22 protein-coding genes are annotated in these 22,282 nt (G+C 65.9%); 12 read left to right on the forward strand and 10 right to left on the reverse strand.

Translation table 11 applies throughout. The features are described from left to right. Window position 1: 1 nt before the first annotated feature. Window positions 2-211 (reverse strand): hypothetical protein, encoded by a 210-nt coding sequence (locus tag AC6CH3_RS06925; protein ID WP_498131746.1) that lies wholly within the window; start codon window positions 209-211, stop codon window positions 2-4. 450 nt (window positions 212-661) lie between these two features. Between AC6CH3_RS06925 and AC6CH3_RS06930 the strand changes: the two genes are divergently transcribed. Then, window positions 662-1,573 (forward strand): metallophosphoesterase, encoded by a 912-nt coding sequence (locus tag AC6CH3_RS06930; RefSeq protein ID WP_494033222.1) that lies wholly within the window; start codon window positions 662-664, stop codon window positions 1,571-1,573. A gap of 55 nt (window positions 1,574-1,628) precedes the next feature. Here the strand turns inward: AC6CH3_RS06930 and AC6CH3_RS06935 are convergent, their stop codons facing one another. Next, on the reverse strand, window positions 1,629-3,167 hold the full coding sequence (locus AC6CH3_RS06935) for a stealth family protein (RefSeq protein ID WP_498131714.1): 1,539 nt from the start codon (window positions 3,165-3,167) through the stop codon (window positions 1,629-1,631). 172 nt (window positions 3,168-3,339) lie between these two features. Beyond that, a complete protein-coding gene (locus AC6CH3_RS06940) occupies window positions 3,340-4,269 on the reverse strand; it encodes a hypothetical protein (RefSeq protein ID WP_498131715.1) in 930 nt (309 codons plus the stop codon). A 147-nt stretch (window positions 4,270-4,416) separates the two neighbouring features. On the opposite strand from AC6CH3_RS06940, the gene AC6CH3_RS06945 reads away from it, so the two are divergent. Together AC6CH3_RS06945 and AC6CH3_RS06950 are read left to right on the forward strand one after the other, a co-directional pair. Next, entirely contained in the window at window positions 4,417-4,716 is a 300-nt protein-coding gene (locus AC6CH3_RS06945) for a type II toxin-antitoxin system VapB family antitoxin (protein WP_205651433.1), read from the forward strand. After that, window positions 4,709-5,380: a LytR C-terminal domain-containing protein gene (locus tag AC6CH3_RS06950; protein WP_498131716.1), complete on the forward strand. Its 672-nt coding sequence runs from the start codon at window positions 4,709-4,711 to the stop codon at window positions 5,378-5,380. Before AC6CH3_RS06945 ends, AC6CH3_RS06950 begins: the two co-directional genes overlap by 8 nt. 3 nt (window positions 5,381-5,383) lie before the next feature. On the opposite strand, the gene AC6CH3_RS06955 is transcribed toward AC6CH3_RS06950, so the two are convergent. Continuing rightward, entirely contained in the window at window positions 5,384-6,034 is a 651-nt protein-coding gene (locus tag AC6CH3_RS06955; protein ID WP_498131717.1) for a TetR/AcrR family transcriptional regulator, read from the reverse strand. Between the two features lie 52 nt (window positions 6,035-6,086). Beyond that, window positions 6,087-6,815: a DsbA family oxidoreductase gene (locus AC6CH3_RS06960; protein ID WP_498131718.1), complete on the reverse strand. Its 729-nt coding sequence runs from the start codon at window positions 6,813-6,815 to the stop codon at window positions 6,087-6,089. Between the two features lie 240 nt (window positions 6,816-7,055). Here AC6CH3_RS06960 and AC6CH3_RS06965 point away from each other — a divergent pair, with 240 nt between their 5' ends. Further along, complete coding sequence (locus tag AC6CH3_RS06965; protein ID WP_498131719.1) at window positions 7,056-8,144, forward strand: glycosyltransferase family 4 protein; 1,089 nt, start codon at window positions 7,056-7,058, stop codon at window positions 8,142-8,144. A gap of 39 nt (window positions 8,145-8,183) precedes the next feature. Beyond that, entirely contained in the window at window positions 8,184-10,316 is a 2,133-nt protein-coding gene (locus tag AC6CH3_RS06970; RefSeq protein ID WP_498131720.1) for an amylo-alpha-1,6-glucosidase, read from the forward strand. Here the strand turns inward: AC6CH3_RS06970 and AC6CH3_RS06975 are convergent. The 5 genes from AC6CH3_RS06975 to AC6CH3_RS06995 are packed head-to-tail and all read right to left on the reverse strand — an operon-like array spanning window position 10,313 to window position 14,966. Beyond that, window positions 10,313-10,852: a GNAT family N-acetyltransferase gene (locus AC6CH3_RS06975; protein ID WP_498131721.1), complete on the reverse strand. Its 540-nt coding sequence runs from the start codon at window positions 10,850-10,852 to the stop codon at window positions 10,313-10,315. The genes AC6CH3_RS06970 and AC6CH3_RS06975 overlap by 4 nt on opposite strands. 11 nt (window positions 10,853-10,863) lie before the next feature. Next, a complete protein-coding gene (locus AC6CH3_RS06980) occupies window positions 10,864-11,859 on the reverse strand; it encodes a sugar phosphate isomerase/epimerase family protein (protein WP_498131722.1) in 996 nt (331 codons plus the stop codon). Window position 11,860: 1 nt separating this feature from the next. Beyond that, window positions 11,861-13,072: a Gfo/Idh/MocA family protein gene (locus tag AC6CH3_RS06985; protein ID WP_498131723.1), complete on the reverse strand. Its 1,212-nt coding sequence runs from the start codon at window positions 13,070-13,072 to the stop codon at window positions 11,861-11,863. Window positions 13,073-13,098: 26 nt separating this feature from the next. After that, window positions 13,099-14,220, reverse strand: a complete 1,122-nt coding sequence (locus tag AC6CH3_RS06990) for a Gfo/Idh/MocA family protein (RefSeq protein ID WP_498131724.1) — start codon at window positions 14,218-14,220, stop codon at window positions 13,099-13,101. After that, window positions 14,217-14,966 carry a sugar phosphate isomerase/epimerase family protein gene (locus tag AC6CH3_RS06995; RefSeq protein WP_498131725.1) on the reverse strand — a complete coding sequence of 250 codons (750 nt, stop codon included), beginning with the start codon at window positions 14,964-14,966 and terminating at the stop codon, window positions 14,217-14,219. The genes AC6CH3_RS06990 and AC6CH3_RS06995 overlap by 4 nt, the downstream gene beginning before the upstream one ends. 159 nt (window positions 14,967-15,125) lie before the next feature. On the opposite strand from AC6CH3_RS06995, the gene AC6CH3_RS07000 reads away from it, so the two are divergent. The 7 genes from AC6CH3_RS07000 (at window position 15,126) to AC6CH3_RS07030 (ending at window position 22,180) form a co-directional block, all read left to right on the forward strand. Beyond that, complete coding sequence (locus tag AC6CH3_RS07000) at window positions 15,126-16,346, forward strand: ROK family protein (RefSeq protein WP_498131726.1); 1,221 nt, start codon at window positions 15,126-15,128, stop codon at window positions 16,344-16,346. Window positions 16,347-16,381: 35 nt separating this feature from the next. Then, entirely contained in the window at window positions 16,382-17,494 is a 1,113-nt protein-coding gene (locus AC6CH3_RS07005; protein ID WP_498131727.1) for a Gfo/Idh/MocA family protein, read from the forward strand. 1 nt (window position 17,495) lies between these two features. After that, entirely contained in the window at window positions 17,496-18,236 is a 741-nt protein-coding gene (locus AC6CH3_RS07010) for a ThuA domain-containing protein (protein WP_498131728.1), read from the forward strand. A gap of 88 nt (window positions 18,237-18,324) precedes the next feature. Further along, window positions 18,325-19,518, forward strand: coding sequence for an MFS transporter (locus AC6CH3_RS07015; RefSeq protein WP_498131729.1), 1,194 nt, complete (start codon window positions 18,325-18,327; stop codon window positions 19,516-19,518). Window positions 19,519-19,749: 231 nt separating this feature from the next. After that, window positions 19,750-20,049: a BatC protein gene (locus AC6CH3_RS07020; RefSeq protein ID WP_498131730.1), complete on the forward strand. Its 300-nt coding sequence runs from the start codon at window positions 19,750-19,752 to the stop codon at window positions 20,047-20,049. Window positions 20,050-20,052: 3 nt separating this feature from the next. Continuing rightward, window positions 20,053-21,258, forward strand: a complete 1,206-nt coding sequence (locus AC6CH3_RS07025; RefSeq protein WP_498131731.1) for a cupin domain-containing protein — start codon at window positions 20,053-20,055, stop codon at window positions 21,256-21,258. Window positions 21,259-21,340: 82 nt separating this feature from the next. After that, window positions 21,341-22,180, forward strand: a complete 840-nt coding sequence (locus tag AC6CH3_RS07030) for a sucrase ferredoxin (RefSeq protein ID WP_498131743.1) — start codon at window positions 21,341-21,343, stop codon at window positions 22,178-22,180. The last annotated feature ends 102 nt before the right edge of the window (window positions 22,181-22,282 follow it).

Here is a 22,282-nt window from a genome sequence, read left to right on the forward strand (position 1 = left end):
CCTACACCGCCGGCCCCGCCCGCAGCAACGCCTGTGCCAACAGTTGTTCCTGGCTCAACAGCTCCTGCAACTGCACCTGCAGGAACAGAAACAGCCGTGACGGCGGCCCCCACAACCGCGCCGTAGTGGCGCGGCGGGATTCGCCGTCCGGCTGTTCACCAAAAATGTGAGGAGGTCGAAGGAATGCACCGGAGCCTATGTCGGTTGTCATTAATGACGACCATGCAACCGGCCAGGGAGCACCACGTGCAGTCCTTCCGAAGGATCCGGCTGACGTCCAAGGACGGAGCCGTACCCGAGTCCGCCGGTTTTGAGGGGCCCTGGCAGCTCTCGCGCTGCCAGGGCCAACGGTCCCCGGCCGTCACATTTCCCCTTAATGCCAAGGCAATTTCCCTTGGCCAAGGAAGCAAAGTCGTGGGGCGGCCTGCCCCCGCCGTTGTTCCGGTGATCCCTGAACCGCGGCACCTACAAAGCGGTCATCATCCGGTGTCCGCATAGATGAAACGAAAGCGAGGAGCGTTAGCAAGGTAAGCGGTAGGCATCGTAATTTTTCGACATGCCAACTGCAGTTTCCCCACAGTTTGCTTTTTGTCTGGTTGGATGGAGCGTACTGAGAGGGACACTGGAAGTACCCCGCTTCCTAACTACCGCGAAGGCAGCAATGGAGCTCATCGAGGCCGAGCACCCCAGGCCACGTCATTTTCTACTCCACCTGAGCGACCCCCATTTGTTGGGAGGTCCGGACCCACTTTATGGCGCTGTTGACAGCGAAGCCCGCCTGATCCAGCTCTTCGATGAGGTCCAGGCATCAGGCGCCCGCCCGGAAGCCGTGATTTTCACCGGCGACCTGGCGGACAAGGGAGACCCCGAGGCTTACGCCAAACTCCGCGCGATCGTGGATCCGGCGTGCAGGGACCTCGGCGCCAAAGTCATCTGGGCCATGGGAAACCACGACAACCGCGCGAATTTCAGGGCGGGCCTGCTGGACCAGCCGGGCAATGACGACCCCGTGGACCACAGCTACTACATCAACGGCCTGCGGGTCATCACCATGGACACGTCCGTGCCCGGGTACCATCACGGCGAACTCAGCGGCGACCAGCTGGATTGGCTGGCCGCGCAACTGGAAACGCCCGCCCCGGACGGCACCATCCTGGCTCTGCACCATCCGCCGGTACCGTCGGTACTGGACCTGTCCGTGCTGGTGGAGCTCCGTGACCAGGCTTCCCTGGAGGCCGTGGTCCGCAACTCGGACGTCCGCACCATTTTGGCCGGGCACCTGCACTACTCGACGACGGCGAGCTTCGCCGGCATCCCAGTGTCGGTTGCCTCTGCCACGTGCTACACCCAGGACCTGAACGTTCCGGTGGGAGGCACCCGCGGGCGTGACGGCGGGCAGGCCTTCAACCTCGTGCACGTCTACGAGCACACCATTGTGCATTCCGTGGTGCCGCTGGGAAGCACACCGACCGTGGGGGAATACGTCACCCCCGAGGAAACGGAGCGGCGACTGGCTGCTGCAGGTATCCGGATTCCCGAGCGGGCGAACCGGCCGATTCTTACACGAAACTAGCCTTAAGCCAAAGCCCCCGCAGCCATTGAACTGCGGGGGCTTTGGCTTAGGGTATTTACTTCTCCCAGGGCGCCTTGATGGGGTAGTACTTCTCCAGGAATTCGGTGACCAGATCGGCCCTTTCCCCAGCGGGAACCTCCGGGAAGCTGCCGTCATTGAGGCAGAAGAAGTCTATGTTCCGCTTCGCCAGCAGCTTGGGCAGGTAGTTGAGCCCCGCACGGAGTGTGGTGTCCACATACCTGACCTTGGCGGCTGTCTGGGTGACAGCGCGGCCTGTGAGCAGCGCGTAATAGTGGTAGAACGAATTGGTCACCGAGATGTTGTCCGCTGCGCGGAAGGTACTGGCAGCAGTCTTGGCAAATTCGCTCGGGAATTCGTCCTCCATCTGTTCCACGACGCTGCGGCGCAGGGGTGCAGCGGTATGTTCGAGGTGACGCGTAGTGATCCGGCCAAACCGGTTCCAGAGGAGCTTGCGGTTCACCCTGGCGGCATTCTCGAAGCCGCTGCGCTCGGCCGCATTCTCGCCGAGGCCGATGCGGGTCTCCGCCTCGATAAACTTGGTGATGCCGCCGGGCGTGAAGAACATGTCGGGCCCCACGGGGCGGCCGAAGAACATGTCATCGTTGGAGTACAGGAAGTGCTCCGACAGGCCTTCGATATGGTGCAACTGGCATTCCACAGCCTGGGAATTGTGCGTGGGCAGCACGGAGGGATCGGCGAAAAACTCTTCACTCCGGACAATCGTCACGGACGGGTGGTCAGCCAGCCATTCAGGTGCGGGGGAGTCCGTGGCAATAAAGATGCGGCGGATCCATGGTGCGAACATGTAGACGGACCGGAGTGCGTACTTGAGCTCGTTGATCTGCCGGTAGCGTGCTTCATGGTCGTCGCCCTCCCCGAGCACGGCAGTGGCCTGGCGGGCCCGGCGTGCTGCGATGTATTCGGGAGAGGTGCCGTCCACCCATGAGAAAACCAGGTCGATGTCGAAGCTGATGTCACTTGCGTGGTCAGCGAACATATTCTCGATGGTGGGCCAGGTGTGCCCGTACCGTTCGACAGTTCCGCGCACGGCGTCCTGGGCCAGCATGGTCCGCCGGGTCAGGGAATTCTCGATCGGCAGGATCACCTCATCGTCTTCGAAGCTCCAGAGTTCCACCTGCACGCCGGCGGAAGCGCCGAACTCGAAGCCGCCGCTAGGCTCTACGCGCGGCCTGTACAGCCTGAAGATTCTGGACTGACGGTTCGTGGAGAGCTCTCCGTCGGCCACGAGCACCGACGTCTTCTTCTTGGCATCCACAGTCATGGAGTAGAAAGGCTCATTGCGGCACGCATCAACCAAGGCAGCGCGCAGCGTCTTGCGGTTTTTCCAGTCCAGCGCAATAACCGGGCGGTCGTTGTTGCCGCGGACCAGCAGGTAATCCAGGCCGGCCTGCGCCAGCACGTTCCGGAGGAAGAGCAGATCCTCCACCATGGCCTGGTACGGCGTCCGGTTCTTGTTGATCAGGGCATACCGGCCTGAGGTGCGGACCACGTCCGGCCGGTGTTTGAGGCGCGCAACAGCAGCCGGCGATGTTACTTCCGCAAGTACGGGCACGTCCTCGGAAGTCTGTCCGCCATAGTAGATGTCATCCTGAACCGTTACGTCTGTGATGGTGATTCTCCGTGCTGCTAGGGGTGGGCTCTTACTTGCATGATAGTCCTGCAAGAAAAACTGCAAGGAAAGTTGCCGGCGGGGCGCGGCAGGCCGCGAAGCGGCGGCAGCGGGCTCAGCCCGCCAGTGCCTCACGCCAGCTGCGGAGAAAAGCCGCTCCGGCGTCGTCGTGGATGACCGTCGCCTCCATGCCGAGGTCTTCGGCCGTAAGAATATCGTAGGGCTTGTCCGGCACACCATCGGCGGGCCGGACATCCACATGCTTGACCGCGTGGTCATTGTGGTGCAGCCAGTCGGCCATGGCGTAGTCCGTGCGCGAATCACCCACGGTCCGCCAGGCCTGCGGCGTGATGCCCTGGGCCGCCAGCAGCTCCACCGCCCGGCTTGCGCCCAGGTCCTTGCCGAGCCGTACTGATTCGATGTCCGTGGAAATGATCGTGGGGTCCACGCGGTAGTCGATCTCGTCGTCGGAATTGGGTGCGTGGTGGTCCAGGCGAACGACGCCCAGGCCGTGCCGCTGCATCAGCTCCATGGCTTCGGCGTCGAAGAGCCGCTGCTCGGCGAGGTACTCGCTGTTCGGCACCTCGATGTGCTGTTCCACCGAGACCATGGCGCGCTTGGTCTCGTCGAAGAACATGTGCGAGGAGTAGTCCTCAGCCACCATCCGCCGGATGTCGTCACCGTAGGCGGCGGGCACAGCCAGTTCGCGGTCCACGTGGATCGGTCCGGCCCCGGCAGAGGTGTAGCTGAACCAGACGGCGCCCTTTTCGCAAATGGCATGTATCAGGGTTCTGCCTGGCATGCCCGCCGCGATCATCGGGTCCATCACCTGCTCGCGGATGAAGGCGTCCGAGCGCCCGGTGTTGAAAATGACTGGTATCCCGGCGTTGGCGAGGGCCACCAGGTCCGCGATGATCTCCGGCTTGACGTCCCTGGTGACAGGGCTGGCCACCGGGCCGTCGACGTCCAGGAGCAGGGCCAGGGCGGGGGCCGAGGGCGTGTGGGCGCTGAAGCCCGCGGCAGCATTCGCTGTAGGTGCAGTCATGGTTCCATTCTGTCAGCCGCCGCCAGTGCGGAGTCCCAGGCAGGCACAAGTGCCACGGATGTGACTCATGGTTACTGTTTGGCTACAACCTCCGTCCGCGACCCGATCCACATTCCCTAGAACAGGCAAGGTGCTTACGCTTGCAACGTGATATTCAAAGCTGTGGGCGAGGGACGCCCTTACCCCGACCATGGTTACAGCACGCCCAAGGACTGGGCAGCGCTGCCTCCCCGGCCGGTGCGGCTGGATGAACTTGTGACCACCAAGCGGACGCTGGACCTCGAAGCCCTGCTGGCCGAAGACTCCACCTTTTTCGGAGACCTTTTCCCGCACGTTGTGCAATACAAAGGAACCCTCTACCTCGAGGACGGCCTCCACCGGGCTGTCCGGACGGCGCTCCACCAGCGCACCGCAATCCATGCCCGGGTGCTGGTGATCGATGGCTAGGAAACCCAAGGACGTCACGGTTCTGCACGGACACCGTGTCATCAGTGGTCCAGAGCTCCGTGCCACCCTCGTGGCCGACGACCCCGCTGACCACTCCGCAAAGCTGCGCCGGAAGATCCTGCACGGCGTCGTGCTGATGATGCTCCTCGGGCTGATCGTCACGGGCGTCATGGGAGCCGTGGCGGTCATGAACGGACAGATCAAGCTTCCCGGGACCGACGACAGCCCGGCCCAGACGTCCGCGTGCCCGGCCACGACCTTCGATTACACGCCGAACGCCAAGGTCAAGGTCAACGTCCTCAACGCCACGACCAGGGGCGGGCTGGCGAGGTCAGCAGCCAACGAGTTCCAGGTCCGCAAATTCGCAATCGGAAAAGTCGGCAACGTCGAAACCGGCTACCGCGGCGTGGCCGCGATTGTGTCCGGCGCCGCCGGCCAGGCCGCGGCCTTCACCGTGCAGCGGAACCTGCCGGGTTCGGACTACTTCCAGGACGGGCGCTCCGATGCCAGCGTGGACGTGATTTTGACCGGCGACTACCGGGGCCTGGCCAAGCCTGAACTCGTGGACCAGACTCCCGGCAAGCTGGAGTGCCCGCGGGAAAGCCGTCGCATTGCCGACGACGCCCAGTGGCCCGTTGTCCCCACACAGGGTGCCAAAGGCTAACCCCTAGCCAGCCGCAGCGGGAGGTTCGCCCAGACGGACGGGACGGCCGCCGTCGTCGAACCTGGCTCCGGCACCCAACTGGATGAACCGCACTGTCCGGGAGATCCGTTCCTCCATGTCGTCCGCCTCCCCGCTGCCGCGGGCAGCGCTGGATGACAGGGTTCCATGGATCAGCTGCGCCTGCTGCCGGACGTCCGCCACGGGGAAGTATCCCTGGTCCATGCCTTCGCGCAGGATGTCCTGGAGAAGGTCGCTGAGGCCGCCGACGTGATCTGCAAGCTTGGCGAAGGACGCCGGGGACAGCACAGCTCCCATGGCCGGGCCGGGCGGAAGGTGGCGGCGGCTGAGGTCCTCCACCTGTGAGCGCACATACAGCGCGAGCCGGTCCACCGGATTCTCCAGCAGGTTGAGGGACTCCTTCAGTTCCGCCAGGAAGCGCTCCGTTTCAATCAGGGCGTAGGAGATGAGCAACTCTTCGATGTCCGCGTAGTAGTTGTATACGGCCGTGCGCCCGATTCCTGCGTGGCGGGCAACATCCGTCATGGTCAGCCCGGGCAGCCCGTGCGTGAAGAGAAGTTCGCCAAAGGCATTGAGGATGCGGCGCTGGGTCTCGGCGCGCTGCGCAGCATTGCTGGGGGCCGAAATCCGTGGCATATGCACACTTTACCGCGCTCTGTCAGTAAAACCCTGCGTATCTTTCGACGCGTTAGACCGCGCAGCCCTCCGGGCCGCAGGCCCCGGCGTCCTGCGCTGCGCCGCCCTCTGGCCCGGGGCCGCCGGCGTTGACCATGGCCAACGGATGGGCGTCCGCCCAGGCTTGCTCGAGGGCCATGCTGAACGCTGCCGGGGGCTGAGCGCCGGAGAGGCCGAATTTCCGGTCAATCACGAAGAAGGGGACTCCGCTGATGCCCAGCGCCCGCGCTTCGGCAATGTCGTGGCGGACATCGGCGGCGTACTTGTCAGAGGTAAAGAGCTCGGCAACGGCGCCGGCGTCGAGGCCCAGTTCCCCGCCCAGGAGGGTGAGGTACTCGCGGCTGCCGATGTCCTTGCCGTGTTCGAAGTGATCACTGAGCAGCCGCTCCTTGGCGGCGTCCTGCTTCCCGGCCACGGCGGCCAGGTGGATGAGCCGGTGGGCGGTGAAGCTGTTGGCGACCACGACGGCGTCGAACCTGTAGTGGAGGCCCTCACCTTTCGCCTGGGCCGCTACGTGGTCAAACATCTGTGAGACCTGTTCGGGGGCCATGCCCTTGCGCGTGCTGAGGTAGTCAAGCTCGGTGCCGTCATAGTGTTCGGGCAGGGACGGATCCAGCTGATAGCTGCGCCACTGCACCTCCACGGCATCGCGGTGGGGAAACTCAGCCAGGGCGGCCTCGAAGCGCCGCTTGCCGATGAAGCACCACGGACACGCGACGTCTGACCAGATTTCAATCTTCATGCTTGCCACAACCTTCGCCGGAGCCCTGGCATTCCGCTGCGGCGGTGTCGGTTGGGCCACAGGCGGCCCCGACGGGACAGTCTTGCCCGCGGCCACGCGGGATCTTATCGTTTGACGTAGGTTATGAAGTCAGCCGTCGGATGGCGTTCATCCGAACGCACCCGTTACTCGGGTGTGCCGAGGCAGGCGCTTCTATCCGCTGTCCGGAAGCATCCTGCCCTGTGTCCCAGGAGGCCGGGCATGCGGATAGGACTAATCGCGGGACCGTGGATTCCGGTTCCCCCGCCCGCTTACGGCGGTACCGAGAGGGTAGTGGACAGCCTTGCCCGGGGGTTTGCCGAGGCCGGCCATGAGGTGGTGTTGGCTGTGCCGTCCGACAGCGAATGTCCCGGTCTCCGTGTCCCGGATATGCGGAAGGCCGAAACGGCCGAACTGGGGTTCACGCTTTCGGAACTGAGTCATGTGATACGCGCCTACCGGGGGATGGGGGGAGTGGACATCATCCACGATCACACCATGGCCGGCCCGTTGTACCCGCACCGCCCGCCCGGCGTGCCGGTGGTGACAACCATCCATTGCCAGCTGACGCCGCCGGCGGTGGACATTTACCGGGACATCGGCAGGACCGCAAGCATCGTTGCCATATCCCATGACCAGGTCAGCCGCACACCCGACGTGCCGGTGGCGCGGGTCATCCATCACGGGATGGATCTGGCCGGAGTGCCCGTGGGCACGGGGCAGGGAGGCTACGCGTGCTTTGTGGGCCGAATGTCCCCGGACAAGGGTCCCGCCCAAGCCATCGCCATCGCCCGGAAGGCCGGAATCCCGCTGCGCCTCGCGGCAAAGATCCGCGAACCCGAGGAACTGCGCTACTTCAGGGAGGTCGTTGAACCGCTTCTGGGGCCCACCGTTGAGTTCATCGGAGAGCTTGGGAACGCCGAAAAGTACGCGCTGATGGGCGAAGCCTGCGCCTTCCTGAACCCCATCCAGTGGTCCGAGCCTTTCGGGCTGGTGATGATCGAAGCCCTGGCCACAGGAACCCCCGTGATCGGCACGCCCGTTGGCGCCGCACCGGAAGTGGTGGACCACGGATCCACCGGCTACCTGGCTTCCCTGGACGAACTGCCGGCGCTGTTGCTCCGGGCCGGCGAGCTCAGCAGGGCAGCGTGCCGCGCCTCCGTCGAGCAACGGTTCAGCTCGGAACGGATGGTCGCGGACCACCTGGATCTGTACAGCCAGCTATTGGAGCAGAAGTTGCCTTCCGGGGTTTCCGATCCGGCCATGGTGCGTGAGAATCAGATACACGATTCGCTGGCGCCCGGTTCCTGACCCCGGACGCGGCGCCTGGGCAAGGGAAGGGATCAGCCCATGAATGCCTGGAATGCCGGTACCGAAGCGGGTCCGTCCGAAGCCGGCTCGGTCACCGTGGTCGAAGGGTCCTCGTTCTGCATCTCTTCCCACAACGGCGACATCATTCCTGGCGGACCGCAAGGGGTCTTCTACCAGGACACACGGGTGGTTTCCCGCTGGATGCTCCGGGTCAATGGATCCCTCCGTGAACCGCTGGGCACCCAGACGCCTGCGCCCTTCCAGGCCACCTTCGTTGGCAGGGCGCGCTCCGCTGACGGTAGATTCGACAGCCCGCTGGTGGTCCGGCACCAGCGGCATATAGGTCCCGGGCTGAGGGACGACATCACCATCGTCAATTACTCGTCCGAGCCGGCTGACTGTGACATCGAGCTCAGCATCGAGGCCGACATGGCGGACCTCTTCGATGTCAAGGGCGGCAGGGCGGCAACCGATGCTGTGGTCCGCAGGTCCGTCCAGGGTGCGGAGCTCCATATCGAAGCCGAGCGCAACAGCCAGCGCCGGGGTGCGGCCATCCGCGCAGCAGGGGCGGTGGTACGTGAGGATGCACTGGCTTTCCGGGTGGAAATTCCGCCCAGGGGACAATGGTCCACCGCCGTCATCGTGGTTCCACTGATCAATGGAGTGGCGCCGGATGAGCCCTTTTCCGAGGCTTCGCCTCCGCACCACCGGATGGGTGTTAAGAGGCATCTCGCTTGGGGGGAGCACGTACCGCGGGTGACCGTCCTGGATCGGAACGTTCAAAATGTTCTGAACCGCAGCCAGAACGACCTGGGCTCCCTGCGCATCTTCGATGATGCACACCCTGACCGGGCTGCCGTCGCCGCAGGCGCCCCGTGGTTCATGGCGCTCTTCGGCCGGGATTCGCTGCTGTCCGCGTACATGGCGCTGCTGGTCGACCCGAACTTGGCTGCCGGCACGCTGCAGACCCTCGCCGGGATCCAGGGCACAAAGGTGGATACGGACTCTGAGGAAGAGCCGGGGCGGATCCCCCACGAGGTGAGGTTTGGCATCAGTGCCGGCCTTGCCCTCGGTGGCACAGCGTATTACGGCACGGCCGACGCGACGCCCCTGTTCGTCTCCCTCCTGGGGGAGCTCAGCCGCTGGGGACTCGGCGAGGACATCATTGGATCGCTGTTGCCGCATGCGGATCGTGCCATGGAATGGATCGAGCATTTCGGGGACCGCGACGGGGACGGCTTTGTGGAGTACCAGAGGCCCAACCTCCACGGACTCTTAAACCAGGGGTGGAAGGACTCGTGGGACGGGATAAATTTCGCCGACGGCAGGATGGCCGAGCCGCCTATAGCGCTGTGCGAGGTCCAGGGCTACGTGTATGCCGCCTACGTGGCGCGGTCGCTGCTTGCCCGCTGGGAGGGTGACAAATCCAAGGAGCGCCACTGGGCCGCGCGCGCTGCCCGTCTAAGGACGTCCTTCAACGAACGCTTCTGGATGCCGGACAAGGGGTATTACGCCATCGCCCTGGACAAGGACAAGCAGCAGGTTGACTCGTGCGCGTCAAACATGGGCCACTGCCTCTGGGTTGGACTTGTCGACGAGGATAAGGCCCCGCTGGTCGCGGAGCGCCTCATGTCACCGGAGATGTTCACGGGCTGGGGAATCAGGACACTGGCCTCGGACATGGGCGCGTACAACCCGGTGAGCTACCACAACGGGTCGGTATGGCCGCACGACAGCGCGCTCGTCGCCACCGGGCTGATGCGGTACGGCTTTGTGGACGAGGCCAGCCGGATCGCGAGCGGGCTCTTCGCGGCCGCGGCCCACTTTGGCGGACAGCTGCCGGAACTGTTCTGCGGGTTTGACCGGAGCGACTTCCCGGAGCCGGTGCCGTATCCGACGGCGTGCTCCCCGCAGGCGTGGGCGGCGGCGGCTCCGGTTCAGCTGGCCCGCATCCTTCTGCGCTTTGACCCGGACTTCACCCGGAACGAGGTCCACCTGGCACCGATTCTTCCGGACAGGATGGGCGACATCACCGCCGATAACGTCCTCCTGGGCCGTTCCAGGATCACCATCCGGGCCAAGGGAAGGGAGGGCAGCGTGGAGGGCTTGCCGCCGGGACTGACGCTCCGGAACGACCCCCGCCTGCCGCTTTACAAAGACCTTGTGACTTAGCCGCCCAGCCGCCGCTCCATCACGAAGTCGTGTTCCACAGCGCTTCCCAGCCGGAAGGACTTAGTCCCCACCTTCCGGAAGCCCGACTTTTCGTAGAACCGGATGGCCTTGGCGTTCTCGCTGTTGACGCCGAGCCACAGTCCCGTTGCCCCGGCGGCTGCGGCATGCCCGATGGTGGCCTGCATCAGGTCAGCCGCGGCGCCGAGGCCGTGATGGTCGGGATGGACATAGCATTTGCTGAGCTCCGCCGAGGGCAGGGCGGTAAGCGCGGAGGCCACGTCAGGATCCAGGGCCGGCCGGTTCACGAGCAGGCTGTAGCCGCGGAGACTGCCGCCGCCGGCATCGATGACCAGTATCGTCACCCCGGGGTCGGCGAGATACGCGCGGAAGTGGCGCTCGCTGAGTGTGTCGGCGAGGTGGGCCGCTATGTCCTCGGGGGAGGAGCCCGGCGGGCATGCCAGCGGAAAGGTGACGGCGGCCAGCTCAGCCAGCCGCCCGGCGTCGTCCGCTGTTGCCTTACGGATGGTGTGTGTCATGGGTCCCGATGCTACTGCTTGAAGGCGGCGTCGAAGCTGGTCTGGGAGGCCGGGAAATCGAACTTCTTCAGCGCGGCGAGGGCTTCGGGGGCGCCGTGGAGGCGGTCCATGCCGGCATCTTCCCATTCGATGCTGATGGGGCCGGTGTAGCCGATGGCGGTGAGGGCGCGGAAAGAGGATTCCCAGGGGACATCGCCGCGTCCGGCGGAGACGAAGTCCCAGCCGCGGCGGGGGTCGCCCCAGGGCAGGTGGGAGCCCAGGACGGTGTTCCGGCCCGTCATGCGCAGCTTGGTGTCCTTGCAGTCCACGTGGTAGATCCGGTCCTTGAAGTCCCAGATGAAGGAGACGGGGTCGATGCCCTGCCACATGAAATGGGAGGGGTCCCAGTTGAGCCCGAACGCCTCGCGGTGGCCGATCGCTTCCAGGGTGCGGACGGTGGTCCAGTAGTCGTAGGCGATTTCGGAGGGGTGGACTTCGTGGGCGAAGCGGACGCCGCATTCGTCGAAGACGTCCAGGATGGGGTTCCAGCGGTCCGCGAAGTCCTGGTAGCCGGCGTCGATGACCTTTTCCGGGACGGGCGGGAACATCGCGACGTACTGCCAGATGGAGGAGCCGGTGAAGCCGACGACGGTGTCCACGGCCAGGGCCTTGGCAAGCCGGGCGGTGTGTTTCATTTCCTCGGCGGCACGGGTGCGGACGCCTTCCGGGTTCCCGTCGCCCCAGACCTTCGCGCCGACGATGGCTTCGTGGCGGAAGTCGATCGGGTCATCGCAGACGGCCTGGCCCTTGAGGTGGTTCGAGATGGCCCAGACTTTGAGGTTGTATTTTTCCAGCACGGCGAGCTTGGATTCGACGTAGCCGGGCTCGTCCCACCGCCAGGCGTCCAGGTGGTCCCCGGACACGGCGATCTCGAGGCCGTCGTAGCCCCAGCCGGAGGCCAGGTGGGCGACTTCCTCGAAGGGCAGGTCGGCCCACTGGCCGGTGAACAGGGTGTACGGGCGGGGCATGTCAGGCTCCTTCGGCGGGGGAATCGCTCACCGGGGCGGTGAGCTGGACGGTGGAGGACTTTGCGCTGGCGGATTCCTCGACGGCTGCCAGGACGCGCTGGACGGCCAGGCCCTCCTCGAAGGACGGCGAGGGGGCGCTGCCGCCGTCAATCGCAGTAAGGAAATCACGGATCTGGTGGGTGAACGTGTGTTCCCAGCCGATGATGTGGCCTTGCGGCCACCAGGCGTGCATATAGGGGTGTTCGGGTTCGTTCACGAGGATGCGGCGGAAGCCCTGTTCCCTGGCCGGGGCCCTCGCGTCCAGGAAGCCAAGCTCGTTCAGGTTCTCAAGGTCGAAGAGGAGGGCCCCTTGGTCGCCATAGATTTCCAGCTTCAGTGAGTTCTTTTGCCCGGTGGCCATTCTGGAGACCTCGACCGAGGCGATGGCCCCGCCGGTGAGTGACAGCGTGGCCCAGGCGGCGTCGTCGACCGTGACGTCCTCCGGGCCATGCTCACCCGGCCGGCTGGAAACGAAGGTGTGCAGGCGCCCGGAGACCTCGGTGACGGCTTCACCGAGGAGGAACGTGACCTGGTCGATGGCGTGGGAAGCGATGTCGCCCAAAGCGCCGGAGCCCGCCGCGTCCTTGCGCAGCCTCCAGGTCATCGGCGCCTGCGCATCAGTGAGCCAGTCCTGCAGATAGGAGGCCCGGACATGGCGGATGGCGCCGAGCCGGCCTTCGGTGATGAGTTCCTTGGCCAGGGCAAGCGCCGGGACGCGGCGGTAGTTGAAGCCGATCATCGACTGCACACCGCGTGTTCGCGCCGCCTGTGCCGCGCGGGTCATGGCTTCGGCCTCGGCCATGGTGTTGGCCAGCGGCTTCTCCACCAACACGTGTTTCCCGGCCTCGAGGGCAGCGAGTGCGATCTCCGCGTGCATCCACCCCGGGGCGCAGATGTCCACAATGTCGATGTCGTCCCGGTCCACGACGGCGCGCCAGTCGGTGGCGGACTCGGCCCACCCATACATGGCGGCGGCGTCGGCGACCTGGACCTTGTCCCGTCCTACGAGCACTGTCCGTTCGAAGGCCGGAACATCGAAGTAGCTGGCCACGTTCCGCCAGGCGTTGGAGTGGGCCTTGCCCATGAACGCGTAACCGATCATGGCCACTCCCAAAGGGCGGGCATCCGGGCGGGAACCAGGGTGGGCACTACGGCGGGTTTCTTGGGTCGTCATTGCGCTGTTCCTAAAGTGTGGAGGTCCTAGAGTGTGGAGGCAGTGGGGTCCCAGTCCTCAGGGAGCGCAGGGGAGGCCGGTGCGGAGCTTTCGACGTCGATGAACGTTCCGGAGTCCACGGACTCGGAGATGGCGACCATGGTGTCCAGCACGTGGTAGGCGAGCTGCCCGGTGGCACGGTGCGGGCGGTCCGAGCGGATGGCGCGGGCCATGTCCAGGACGCCCATGCCGCGGCCGTTGGAGGGGCCCGTGGCGGGGATGACGGTCCAGTCCTCGTCGCCGGCGCGCCAGAGCCTCAGGTCGCCGTCAAAATAGTTCGGGTCCGGGAGGGCGATCGTGGCTTCGGTGCCCGTGATCTCCACGAAACCCACCCGCTCGCGGGGCGACTCGAAGCTGAAGACGCTGTGTGAGGACTGTCCGCCTTCGAACTGCGCCATCGCGCTGACGTGGGTGGGGACCTCGACTTTGAATTCCTCGCCCAGCATCGGACCGGAACCGATCACGCGGACCTCCCTGGACTTCGAGCCCATGGCCGCGACTCTGCTGACCGGACCGAACGTCTGTACCAGGGCAGTGAGGTAGTACGGCCCCATGTCGAACAGCGGGCCGGCGCCGTATTGGAACAGGAACGCCGGATTTGGATGCCATGATTCGGGGCCCGGCGTCTGGAAGGTGGTCATCGCCGTCAGCGGCGTGCCGATGTCGCCGCGTTCGATCAGGCGGCGGGCGGTCTGCAGCCCGGCACCGAGGAAGGTGTCCGGGGCGCAGCCGAGCCGGCGTCCGGCGTCCTCTGCTGCTTTCAGGAGTCCCAGTCCGGATTCGCGGTCCAGCGAAAAGGGCTTCTCCGTCCAGACGTGCTTTCCGGCGGTGACGGCGGCGGTCGCCACTTCCACGTGGGCGGCCGGGATGGTCAGGTTGACGATGATTTCGACGTCGGGATGGTTCAGTGCCGCGTCCACCCCGCCCGAGGCGGGGATGCCGTATTCCCTGGCCCGCGCCGCGGCCGCGTCCTCGGAAAGGTCGGCGATGACGTGGACCTTCAGGTCAGGGAACACCGTCAGGTTGTCCAGGTACTGCTTGCTGATGTTGCCTGCGCCGATGACGGCGACGCCCACCGGGCCGCCGCCGCGTGCCGGTGTCTCGGTCATGAACGTACCTGCCCGGTTGCCGCCTTCTGCAGGAAGGACAGGCTCTGGGCGATCCCGTCAAAAATGTCTCCGGAGTAGTCGTCAAACTCGACTACCCCGACTTCCAGGGATTTTGCGGCCGCGATGACATCCAGCACTGCCACCTTGCCCTTGCCCGCCGGCAGTTGCGCCTTGGTATCTGTGGTGAGCGGGCCGTCCTTGATGTGTATGAGCCGCACCCTGTCGCCCAGCCGGGTGAGAATTTCGACAGGATCCTTGCCGCCAACGGCAACCCAGTAGGTATCGACCTCCAGGACCACCTCAGGATCCAGCAGCCCGGCGAAGTACTCCAGGGCGGACTGGCCGTCGATGGTGGACTCCAGCTCCCACTGGTGGTTGTGGTAGCCCACCCGGATGCCGTAGTCGGAAGCCTTCCTCGCGGCAGCATTGAGCTTCTCCGCGGTGGCCTGGATGTCCTCGGCGGACTGCCAGTGCTCCGCCGGTATGTAGGGCTCGATGACTGTTTCCATGCCCAGGTCCCGGGCCGCGGCAAAAATCTGGTCCTGGTCCTGGCTGAGCAGGGGGGCGTGACCGGACGGGGCCGTCAGGCGGTTGGCCTTCAGCGCTTCCCCGAGTTCCTTGGCTGTCGCCACAAAGTTGTAGGGCTCCACCTGGGCGAAACCGATCTCGGCCACTCTTTGGATGGTGCCGGCAAGGTCCTCCTCGAGCGGTTCGCGGAGGGTATAGAGCTGGAGCGAGTAGGTCATGGCTTTCCTAACTTCGTTGCCGGTCGTACCGGCATCAGCGACTGGAAACGTGCCCGGGAGTAGGTCAATTACGAAGCTACGGCTACTTTTGCCGCAAGTCAATCAAAAGTTTGCAGAACCACTGACATAAGTCCGCCGTTCTGTGCTATTCCTTAAACCATGCAGACATCCCCCGCCCTCGAGCGGCCGTCGGAGGACACCGGGCTCCTGGCCCGTGCGGGCGACCTCTTTCAGATGCTCCGTGACGGCAAAGCGCGGACCAGGGCCGAACTGACAGCGGTCACCGGCCTCGCGCGGACAACAGTGGCGGCCAGGATCGACGCCCTGTCGGCCCTCGGCTTCGTGGGTCCCGCTGGCGAGGCCGCCTCCTCGGGTGGCCGGCCGCCGTCGCGGTTTGTCTTCAACGCGGGCATGAAGGTGGTGTTCGCGGCCGACGTGGGCGCTACGCACGCTTCCGTTGCGGTCACGGACCTGAACGGGGACATTCTGGCCCGCCACTCCGGCGACCTGGGCATCTCGCAGGGGCCGGAAACCGTCCTCGACTGGGTCATCGAGAACTGCAGGACGCTGCTGCGAAGCATCGGCCGTGCGGAAGGAGACGTGGCGGGTGTGGGAATCGGCCTGCCGGGGCCCGTGGAGCACGATACCGGCCGGCCGGTCAAGCCTCCCATCATGCCGGGCTGGGACGGGTTCGACGTGGCCGGCTACGTCGGCGCCGAGCTGGGAAGCGACGTCCTGGTGGATAACGACGTCAACATCATGGCTGTGGGCGAGCGGCATGCCTACTGGCAGGACCACCGGAATCTGCTTTTTGTGAAGGCTGCCACCGGCATCGGGGCAGGCATCATCAGCAGCGGTCAGCTGCAGCGGGGAGCAGACGGTGCCTCGGGGGACCTTGGACACGTCCGCGTTCCCAGCGGCGAGGACGTCCAATGCCGCTGCGGCAACCACGGCTGCCTCGAGGCGCTGGCGTCCGGCCCCGCGCTGGCAGCAAAACTGAGGGCCCAGGGCATCAATGCCGACTCCGGTACTGCCGTGGTTGACCTGGCAGCACAAGGGGATGTGCAGGCCATTCTCGCGCTCCGGCAGGCGGGAAGGGACATGGGGGAGGTGCTTGCCATCTGCGTCAATCTCCTCAATCCCTCCGTGATCGTGGTTGGCGGCAGCCTCTCGCGGGCCGGTGACCAGCTCCTGGCAGGCATCCGGGAGACCGTCTACCGCCGCTCACAGCCGCTTGCCACATCCAAGCTGCGCATCGAGCAGTCCAAAGCACCGGTTGATGCTGCCATCTGGGGAGCGAGCCGGATGGTCATTGAGCACGTACTTTCGCCCGAGGCGGTGGAATCCGCCATCAGGAATGCCGCCCTTCACACCGCCTAGCGTTTTCACATCGACGAGAAACAGAGGATTCATCCGTGAGCAACCATCAGCCATCGTCCCTCCCGGGAACGGCACCCCTGAAAGTTGGGGTCGTCGGCATCGGATGGGCCGGTCAACAGCACATCAAGGCCTTCAAGAACATCGACGGTGTGGAGCTCGTCGCCGTCGCGGCCATGGAGGCGGACCTGCTGGCCGGTATCAAGGCCGAGTACGGCATCCCCCACACGTTTGCCCGCTGGGAGGACCTGATCGAACTCGAAGGGCTCGACGCCGTCAGCGTCGCTGTGCCGACGTTCCTGCACGCCCCGATTGCGATCGCCGCGCTTGAGCGGGGGCTGCACGTGCTGAGCGAAAAGCCGCTGGCACGCAACGGCGAAGAGGGCCGGAAGATGGTCGAGGCAGCCCGCGGGGCCGGCCGCGTCCTGGATGTCGCCTTCAACCACCGCCGCCGCGGCGACATCCAGAAGCTGAAGAGCATCATGGACGACGGCGAGCTGGGTCGTCCGTACTACGCCAAGGCCTCCTGGCTCCGCCGGCAGGGCATCCCCATGCTGGGCAGCTGGTTCACCAATCCCGCGCTCGCCGGCGGCGGGCCGCTGGCCGACATCGGCGTCCACGTCCTGGACTACGCACTGCACCTGCTGGGCGAACCGAAGGTCCTCTCCGTGTCTGCGTCCACGCATTCCGAGCTTGGCCCCCGCGGCCTGGGCGGGAACGCCCGCTACACCGCGATGCAGTCGGCGCACAAGTTTGAGGTGGAAGACTTCGCCTCTGCCTTTATCCGGCTTGAAGGCGGAGGAACGCTGATCCTCGAGGCCGGCTGGGCGGCTTACCGGGACGAAGCAGACCTGATGGACTTCACCGTCTACGGTACCGACGGCGGCGCTGACCTGCGCGCCGTCGGGGCCTCCGACGCCCCCGTCGCAGAGCTTCGCATCTTCAAGGAGAAGGACGGCGAAAATACCGACTACACGGTGGTGGCGGAACCCGGCCGGGCGCACCAGGCCGTGGTGGAAGATTTCGTGGAAGCCGTCCGGGGAGGCGAGTCCGTGTGGGGCGGCCACGACGGCTCGCTGGCGTTGACCCGCGCCCTGGTGCTCGACGCCTGCTACAAGTCCGCCCTCGAACAGCGCGAAGTGAGGCTCTGACATGACTGACAAACTCAACATCCTGGTGTGGAACGAAGGTGTCCACGAGGCCCATAACGAGCCGGAAACCATGGCCGAGATGTACCCCAACGGCATCCATGGCGCCATCGCGGACGGCCTGAAAGGCTTTTACGCGGATTCCAGCATCACCACGGCCACCCTGGCCGACCCGGAGCACGGTCTTTCGGAGGAAACCCTGGCCGCGACCGACGTCCTGCTGTGGTGGGGGCATGTGGCCCACGGCGAGGTCAGCGACGAGGTCGTCGAACGCGTTCAGCGCCACGTCCTGGGCGGCATGGGGCTCATCGTCCTCCACTCCGGCCACTTCGCCAGGATCTTCACCAAGCTCCTGGGAACCACCTGTTCCCTCAAGTGGCGCAACGACGGCGAACGCGAACTCGTGTGGACAGTCAAACCTTCGCATCCGATTGCCGCCGGCGTGGAAAGCCCCATCGTCATCCCGAAGCAGGAGATGTACGGCGAGCTCTTCGACATTCCGGAGCCGGATGACCTGATTTTCATCAGTTCCTTCGAGGGCGGCGAAGTCTTCCGGTCCGGGGTCACGTTCTCCCGCGGCAAGGGCCGGATCTTCTACTTCAGTCCGGGTGACCAGGAGTACCCCGTCTACCATCAGCCCCAGATTCAGCAAGTGATCGCCAACGGCGTCGCCTGGGTGGCGCAGCCCGCCCAGTTCCGGGAAGCCCCCGGCGTGGGCAACGCCCAGCGGGACTGGTACCTGTAGGGGCTGGCTCCGCCGGGCGGGACGCACGTGATAGCAATGAACTGATGAAACCGCCTGCCGTGCTCCCGCCCACCAAGCCCGCCGTTCCATGAGGGACCGTGTCGGCTCTAGAATTCCCGGCAGCTGGATTCTCCTCGCCTGCATAGGCCTGATTGCCCTCAACATGCGGGGACCCTTCGTGGCTGTGGCACCTGTGGTGGGGCCAATGCAGCTGGACCTCGGGTTCTCGCCGGTGGAGCTGGGTCTGCTCACGGGCATCCCGGTGCTGTGCTTCTCCCTCGCGTCGCCGCTTGCCTCGCTGGCGGCGCGCCGGCTGGGTGCGGAAGTGGCCATCACCCTGACCCTCCTGGGGGTTCTGGCGGGCGTCGTCGTGCGCTCCGTGGGCGGCGGGGCCACGGTGATGCTCGGGACCGTGATTCTTGGCGTGGCCATCACGGTCGGGAACATCGCGGTGCCACTGATCATCCGACGGGATTTTTCCTCCCGCCGGCAGGGGACTGCGCTGGAGATCTACACCGCCGCCCTGAACATCGGTTCGTTCATCACGTCCGTGGTGACGGCGCCCCTGGCTGAAGCCGCCGGGTGGCGGCCGGCGCTTGCCGCCAGTGCGCTGTTCGCCGTCGCCGCAATCGCTTTCTGGGTTCCCGCAGCCGGACGCGGGGCATACATCCCCGCAGCCGACGACGGTTCCGGTGGCCCGCCCGCCAGCGGCCAGCCGGCCTCGCCGTGGACCACGGTGGGGCTGACCGCCGGTTTCGCCGGACAGGCCATCTCCTATTACGGCGTGACGGCCTGGCTGCCCACGCTGCTGTCCGACGAACTCGGCATGGCACCGGCCGCCGCCGGCGCAGGGTCCTCCCTCTTCCAGATCCTGGCAATTCTGGGCGGACTGGGGGTTCCGCTGGCGGCGCGGTTCATGAGTACGACGGCGGTCGCTCTTACCTTGGGAGCCATGTGGCTCACCGTTCCCCTCGGGCTGCTGCTGGCGCCGCAGCTGTGGTGGGTCTGGTCGTCATTTGGCGGCGTGGCCCAGGGCGGCGGCATCACGGTGATCTTCACGGCCATCATCAAGCTGGCCCGCGACCAGACTTCGGCTGGCCGGATGTCGGCGGTGGTCCAGGGCGTGGGCTATGGCGTCGCCGCCGCAGCGCCGACGTTCGTGGGCTACGTCAACAGCGTCACCGGAGGCTGGACGGTGCCACTGCTGGTGATCCTCGCATCGGTGCTGGCGTTCATTCTCGGAACGGCGCTGTCCGTGCGCAAGGTGCCGAAACAGCGCTAAAGCCGCAACCCGCCGTCGTCCGCCCCTTAAGCATCCAGCGCGAACGGACACCTAAGCCCCCGCACATGACCAGCTCTCCCCCACCGGCGAGGTGTAAGGGAACAGGCTGTTCCCACGGCTGACCCATATCGGTAGGGTGATCACGGGCGGTATCGATGAAGGATCGCCCGGTTTGATGATCAGCCGCCGGTAATGGGGCTGATCCCGGCCATTCGATTCTCGGGAGGAAGCATGACCAGTCCAGAGCAGGATCCGAGCCAGCAGGAAGGCCCGGCGGACGGTGGCGCCGCCGGCGTCCCGGGCGCCCGTGACGGGGGTGCCGACGGGGGAGCTGACAGCGGTGCCGACGGCGGTGCAGACAGCGGCGCTGACGGCGGTGCAGACAGCGGTGCCGACGGGGGTGCGGACAGCGGTGCCGATGGAGGCGCGGACAGCGGTGCCGACGGGGGTGCGGACAGCGGTGCCGATGGAGGCGCGGACAGCGGAGCCGACGGCGGTGCCGATGGGGGAGCCGCAGAACGGGGCATCTGAATTTTGAGCACCACCCGCACTGACCTTCAGGACCCCGGCGCCGTGGAAGGCGCCGGGGTCCTGGAGACACGCCTGATTGATATCGGCCGCGAGAGGTTCGCCGGCGACATCTGGGGGCGCACAGCGCTGCTTACCCGTAGCGCCGGCGACTTCTCCGATCTGTTCTCTGCTGAGGCCGTTGACGAACTGATCTCGCGCCGTGGTCTGCGCACACCCTTCCTCCGCGTGGCCAAGGGTGGCTCCACATTTCCCGACTCGTCATTCACCTCCCCTGGCGGCGTCGGCGCCACCATCTCTGACCAGCTGGACGACACCGCGCTTTGGCGCAAATTCGCTGATGGTGCCACGCTCGTCCTGCAGGCTCTGCACCGCACGTGGGAGCCAGTCTCTGACTTCAGCAGCAGGCTGAGCACCGAACTCGGACATCCGGTACAGGCCAATGCCTACATCACCCCGCCTCAGAACCGCGGGTTCGACGATCACTACGACGTCCACGACGTCTTCGTTCTGCAGATTGAGGGCACCAAACGCTGGATCATCCACGAGCCGGTCCACCCGGACCCGCTGCGTGATCAGCCCTGGACTGATCGCCGCTCCGCTGTCGCCGAGGCTGCGAAAGGCGAGGCCTACATCGATACCGTGCTCGAGCCCGGGGATGCCCTCTACCTGCCGCGCGGCTGGTTGCATGCCGCCCAGGCGCAGGGCGAGGTTTCCATCCACCTCACGCTTGGAATCCACAGCTGGACCCGCTACGCGTTGGCCGAACAGCTCGCCCAGGCCGCGCTTGTAGTGCTGTGCGACGATCCCGAGATGCGCCGTACGCTGCCATTGGGCGTCGACGGACCGGGCGCGGAGGTCGACACCGTCCGTGAGCGCCTCGCCGCTGCCGTCGCGGCGGCTGATGCCACGTCTCTGTTCCACCGCACCCGGCGAGGTCAGGGACGCCCGGCGCCGCTGGGACCGCTGGCCCAGCTCGCCGCCGTCGAGGGCCTCAGCCCCGGGTCCGTGGTGCGGCTTCGCGATGCCCTGGAAGCACGGTTGGAGGGATCGCGCCTGACCACGCGCGTGGGTTGGCTCGACTTCCCAGAGACCGATCTGCCATTTGTAAGGCGCCTGCTCGACGGGGAGGTTCACGCCGCGAGTGATCTCGGCGTCGAACTCGTTGAAAGACTGTTGCGCGCGGGGGTCCTCGTTCCCGTTGAACAGTGACTCCGTGAACAGCGACTCCGCCGCAGTGGCTGCCACGGAACGCTTCTTCTGCTCTGAAGGCGCCCGGAAGCGCGGCGACCCGATTGCGGGCACGGCCTCGCACGGCGTCGTCTGGGTGCTCATCGAGCACCGGGGCGGGTGGCCGCTCAACGGCTTCGAGGGGCTTGATCTTGAGCCTGAGACCAAAGCGATCGTGCTCGCGGCCGCAAAGGCGGCGCAGGCGCGGGTGCTGCTGGTGAGGCGGCCCGGCCCCCGCCGCCGTGAGGGTCAGAGCCATTGGGCAGTACTGCGCCATGAGAACTCCGGCGCCTATCGTCAGCAATGGGGAACGTGGAGCAAGGACGAGGATCTGGCGGAGATTGCCACAGCCCTCGGCATCCCCGGAAAGCTCGGCCATCCGCCCGTCATCCTGGTCTGCACTCACAGTCAGCATGACCAATGCTGTGCCGTGTGGGGACGGCCCGTGGGGCGTGCACTGAGTGAGCGCTGGCCGGAGCTGGTGTGGGAATGCACGCATATTGGCGGTGACAGGTTCGCAGGCAACGTCGTTGTCGCGCCCGACGGCGTCTACTACGGCCGTCTGGATGCCGAGTCGTCCGTCGCGACGATCGAAGAGCATCTTGCCGGCCGCATCCACGGGGAGTTTCTGCGCGGATACACGGATCTCTTCCCGCCGCAGCAGGCCGCTGTCGCCGCCACGCTCAGACGTTTCGGCCCGGCCGGCCGGCATGACTATCTCGTTGCGGAGACCTTTCGCGACGGCGACCACTGGCGGATCCGCATTACCGGTAGCCCGCCTCACCCGGCGCGTGTCGACGTCGAACTGGAGGCCCGCCGCGCCCCGCCGTGCCAGTTGACCTGCCGCGGACCGGCCATGAGCTCGGCCCTGGTCTACGAGCTCACGTCGATCCGCGCAGTCTGAAGGTTCGCCCTCTCTGAAGGGCCTCAAGTGTCCGTTGCGCTATGGAGATGGCTCCGCTGCCGGGCTGCCTCCCCGGATTTCGGGGGTGCTGTTGCGAAGGCG

This window comes from Arthrobacter sp. GQ119 (assembly GCF_059759125.1).

Bases quoted from the DNA above. Each gene is read 5' to 3' on its own strand.
- AC6CH3_RS06925 (WP_498131746.1), bottom strand. From the start codon at position 211: ATGACAACCGACATAGGCTCCGGTGCATTCCTTCGACCTCCTCACATT.
- AC6CH3_RS06930 (WP_494033222.1), top strand. From the start codon at position 662: ATGGAGCTCATCGAGGCCGAGCACCCCAGGCCACGTCATTTTCTACTC.
- AC6CH3_RS06940 (WP_498131715.1), bottom strand. From the start codon at position 4,269: ATGACTGCACCTACAGCGAATGCTGCCGCGGGCTTCAGCGCCCACACG.
- AC6CH3_RS06950 (WP_498131716.1), top strand. From the start codon at position 4,709: ATGGCTAGGAAACCCAAGGACGTCACGGTTCTGCACGGACACCGTGTC.
- AC6CH3_RS06955 (WP_498131717.1), bottom strand. From the start codon at position 6,034: ATGCCACGGATTTCGGCCCCCAGCAATGCTGCGCAGCGCGCCGAGACC.
- AC6CH3_RS06960 (WP_498131718.1), bottom strand. From the start codon at position 6,815: ATGAAGATTGAAATCTGGTCAGACGTCGCGTGTCCGTGGTGCTTCATC.
- AC6CH3_RS06965 (WP_498131719.1), top strand. From the start codon at position 7,056: ATGCGGATAGGACTAATCGCGGGACCGTGGATTCCGGTTCCCCCGCCC.
- AC6CH3_RS06970 (WP_498131720.1), top strand. From the start codon at position 8,184: ATGAATGCCTGGAATGCCGGTACCGAAGCGGGTCCGTCCGAAGCCGGC.
- AC6CH3_RS06975 (WP_498131721.1), bottom strand. From the start codon at position 10,852: ATGACACACACCATCCGTAAGGCAACAGCGGACGACGCCGGGCGGCTG.
- AC6CH3_RS06980 (WP_498131722.1), bottom strand. From the start codon at position 11,859: ATGCCCCGCCCGTACACCCTGTTCACCGGCCAGTGGGCCGACCTGCCC.
- AC6CH3_RS06985 (WP_498131723.1), bottom strand. From the start codon at position 13,072: ATGACGACCCAAGAAACCCGCCGTAGTGCCCACCCTGGTTCCCGCCCG.
- AC6CH3_RS06990 (WP_498131724.1), bottom strand. From the start codon at position 14,220: ATGACCGAGACACCGGCACGCGGCGGCGGCCCGGTGGGCGTCGCCGTC.
- AC6CH3_RS06995 (WP_498131725.1), bottom strand. From the start codon at position 14,966: ATGACCTACTCGCTCCAGCTCTATACCCTCCGCGAACCGCTCGAGGAG.
- AC6CH3_RS07000 (WP_498131726.1), top strand. From the start codon at position 15,126: ATGCAGACATCCCCCGCCCTCGAGCGGCCGTCGGAGGACACCGGGCTC.
- AC6CH3_RS07010 (WP_498131728.1), top strand. From the start codon at position 17,496: ATGACTGACAAACTCAACATCCTGGTGTGGAACGAAGGTGTCCACGAG.
- AC6CH3_RS07015 (WP_498131729.1), top strand. From the start codon at position 18,325: ATGAGGGACCGTGTCGGCTCTAGAATTCCCGGCAGCTGGATTCTCCTC.
- AC6CH3_RS07020 (WP_498131730.1), top strand. From the start codon at position 19,750: ATGACCAGTCCAGAGCAGGATCCGAGCCAGCAGGAAGGCCCGGCGGAC.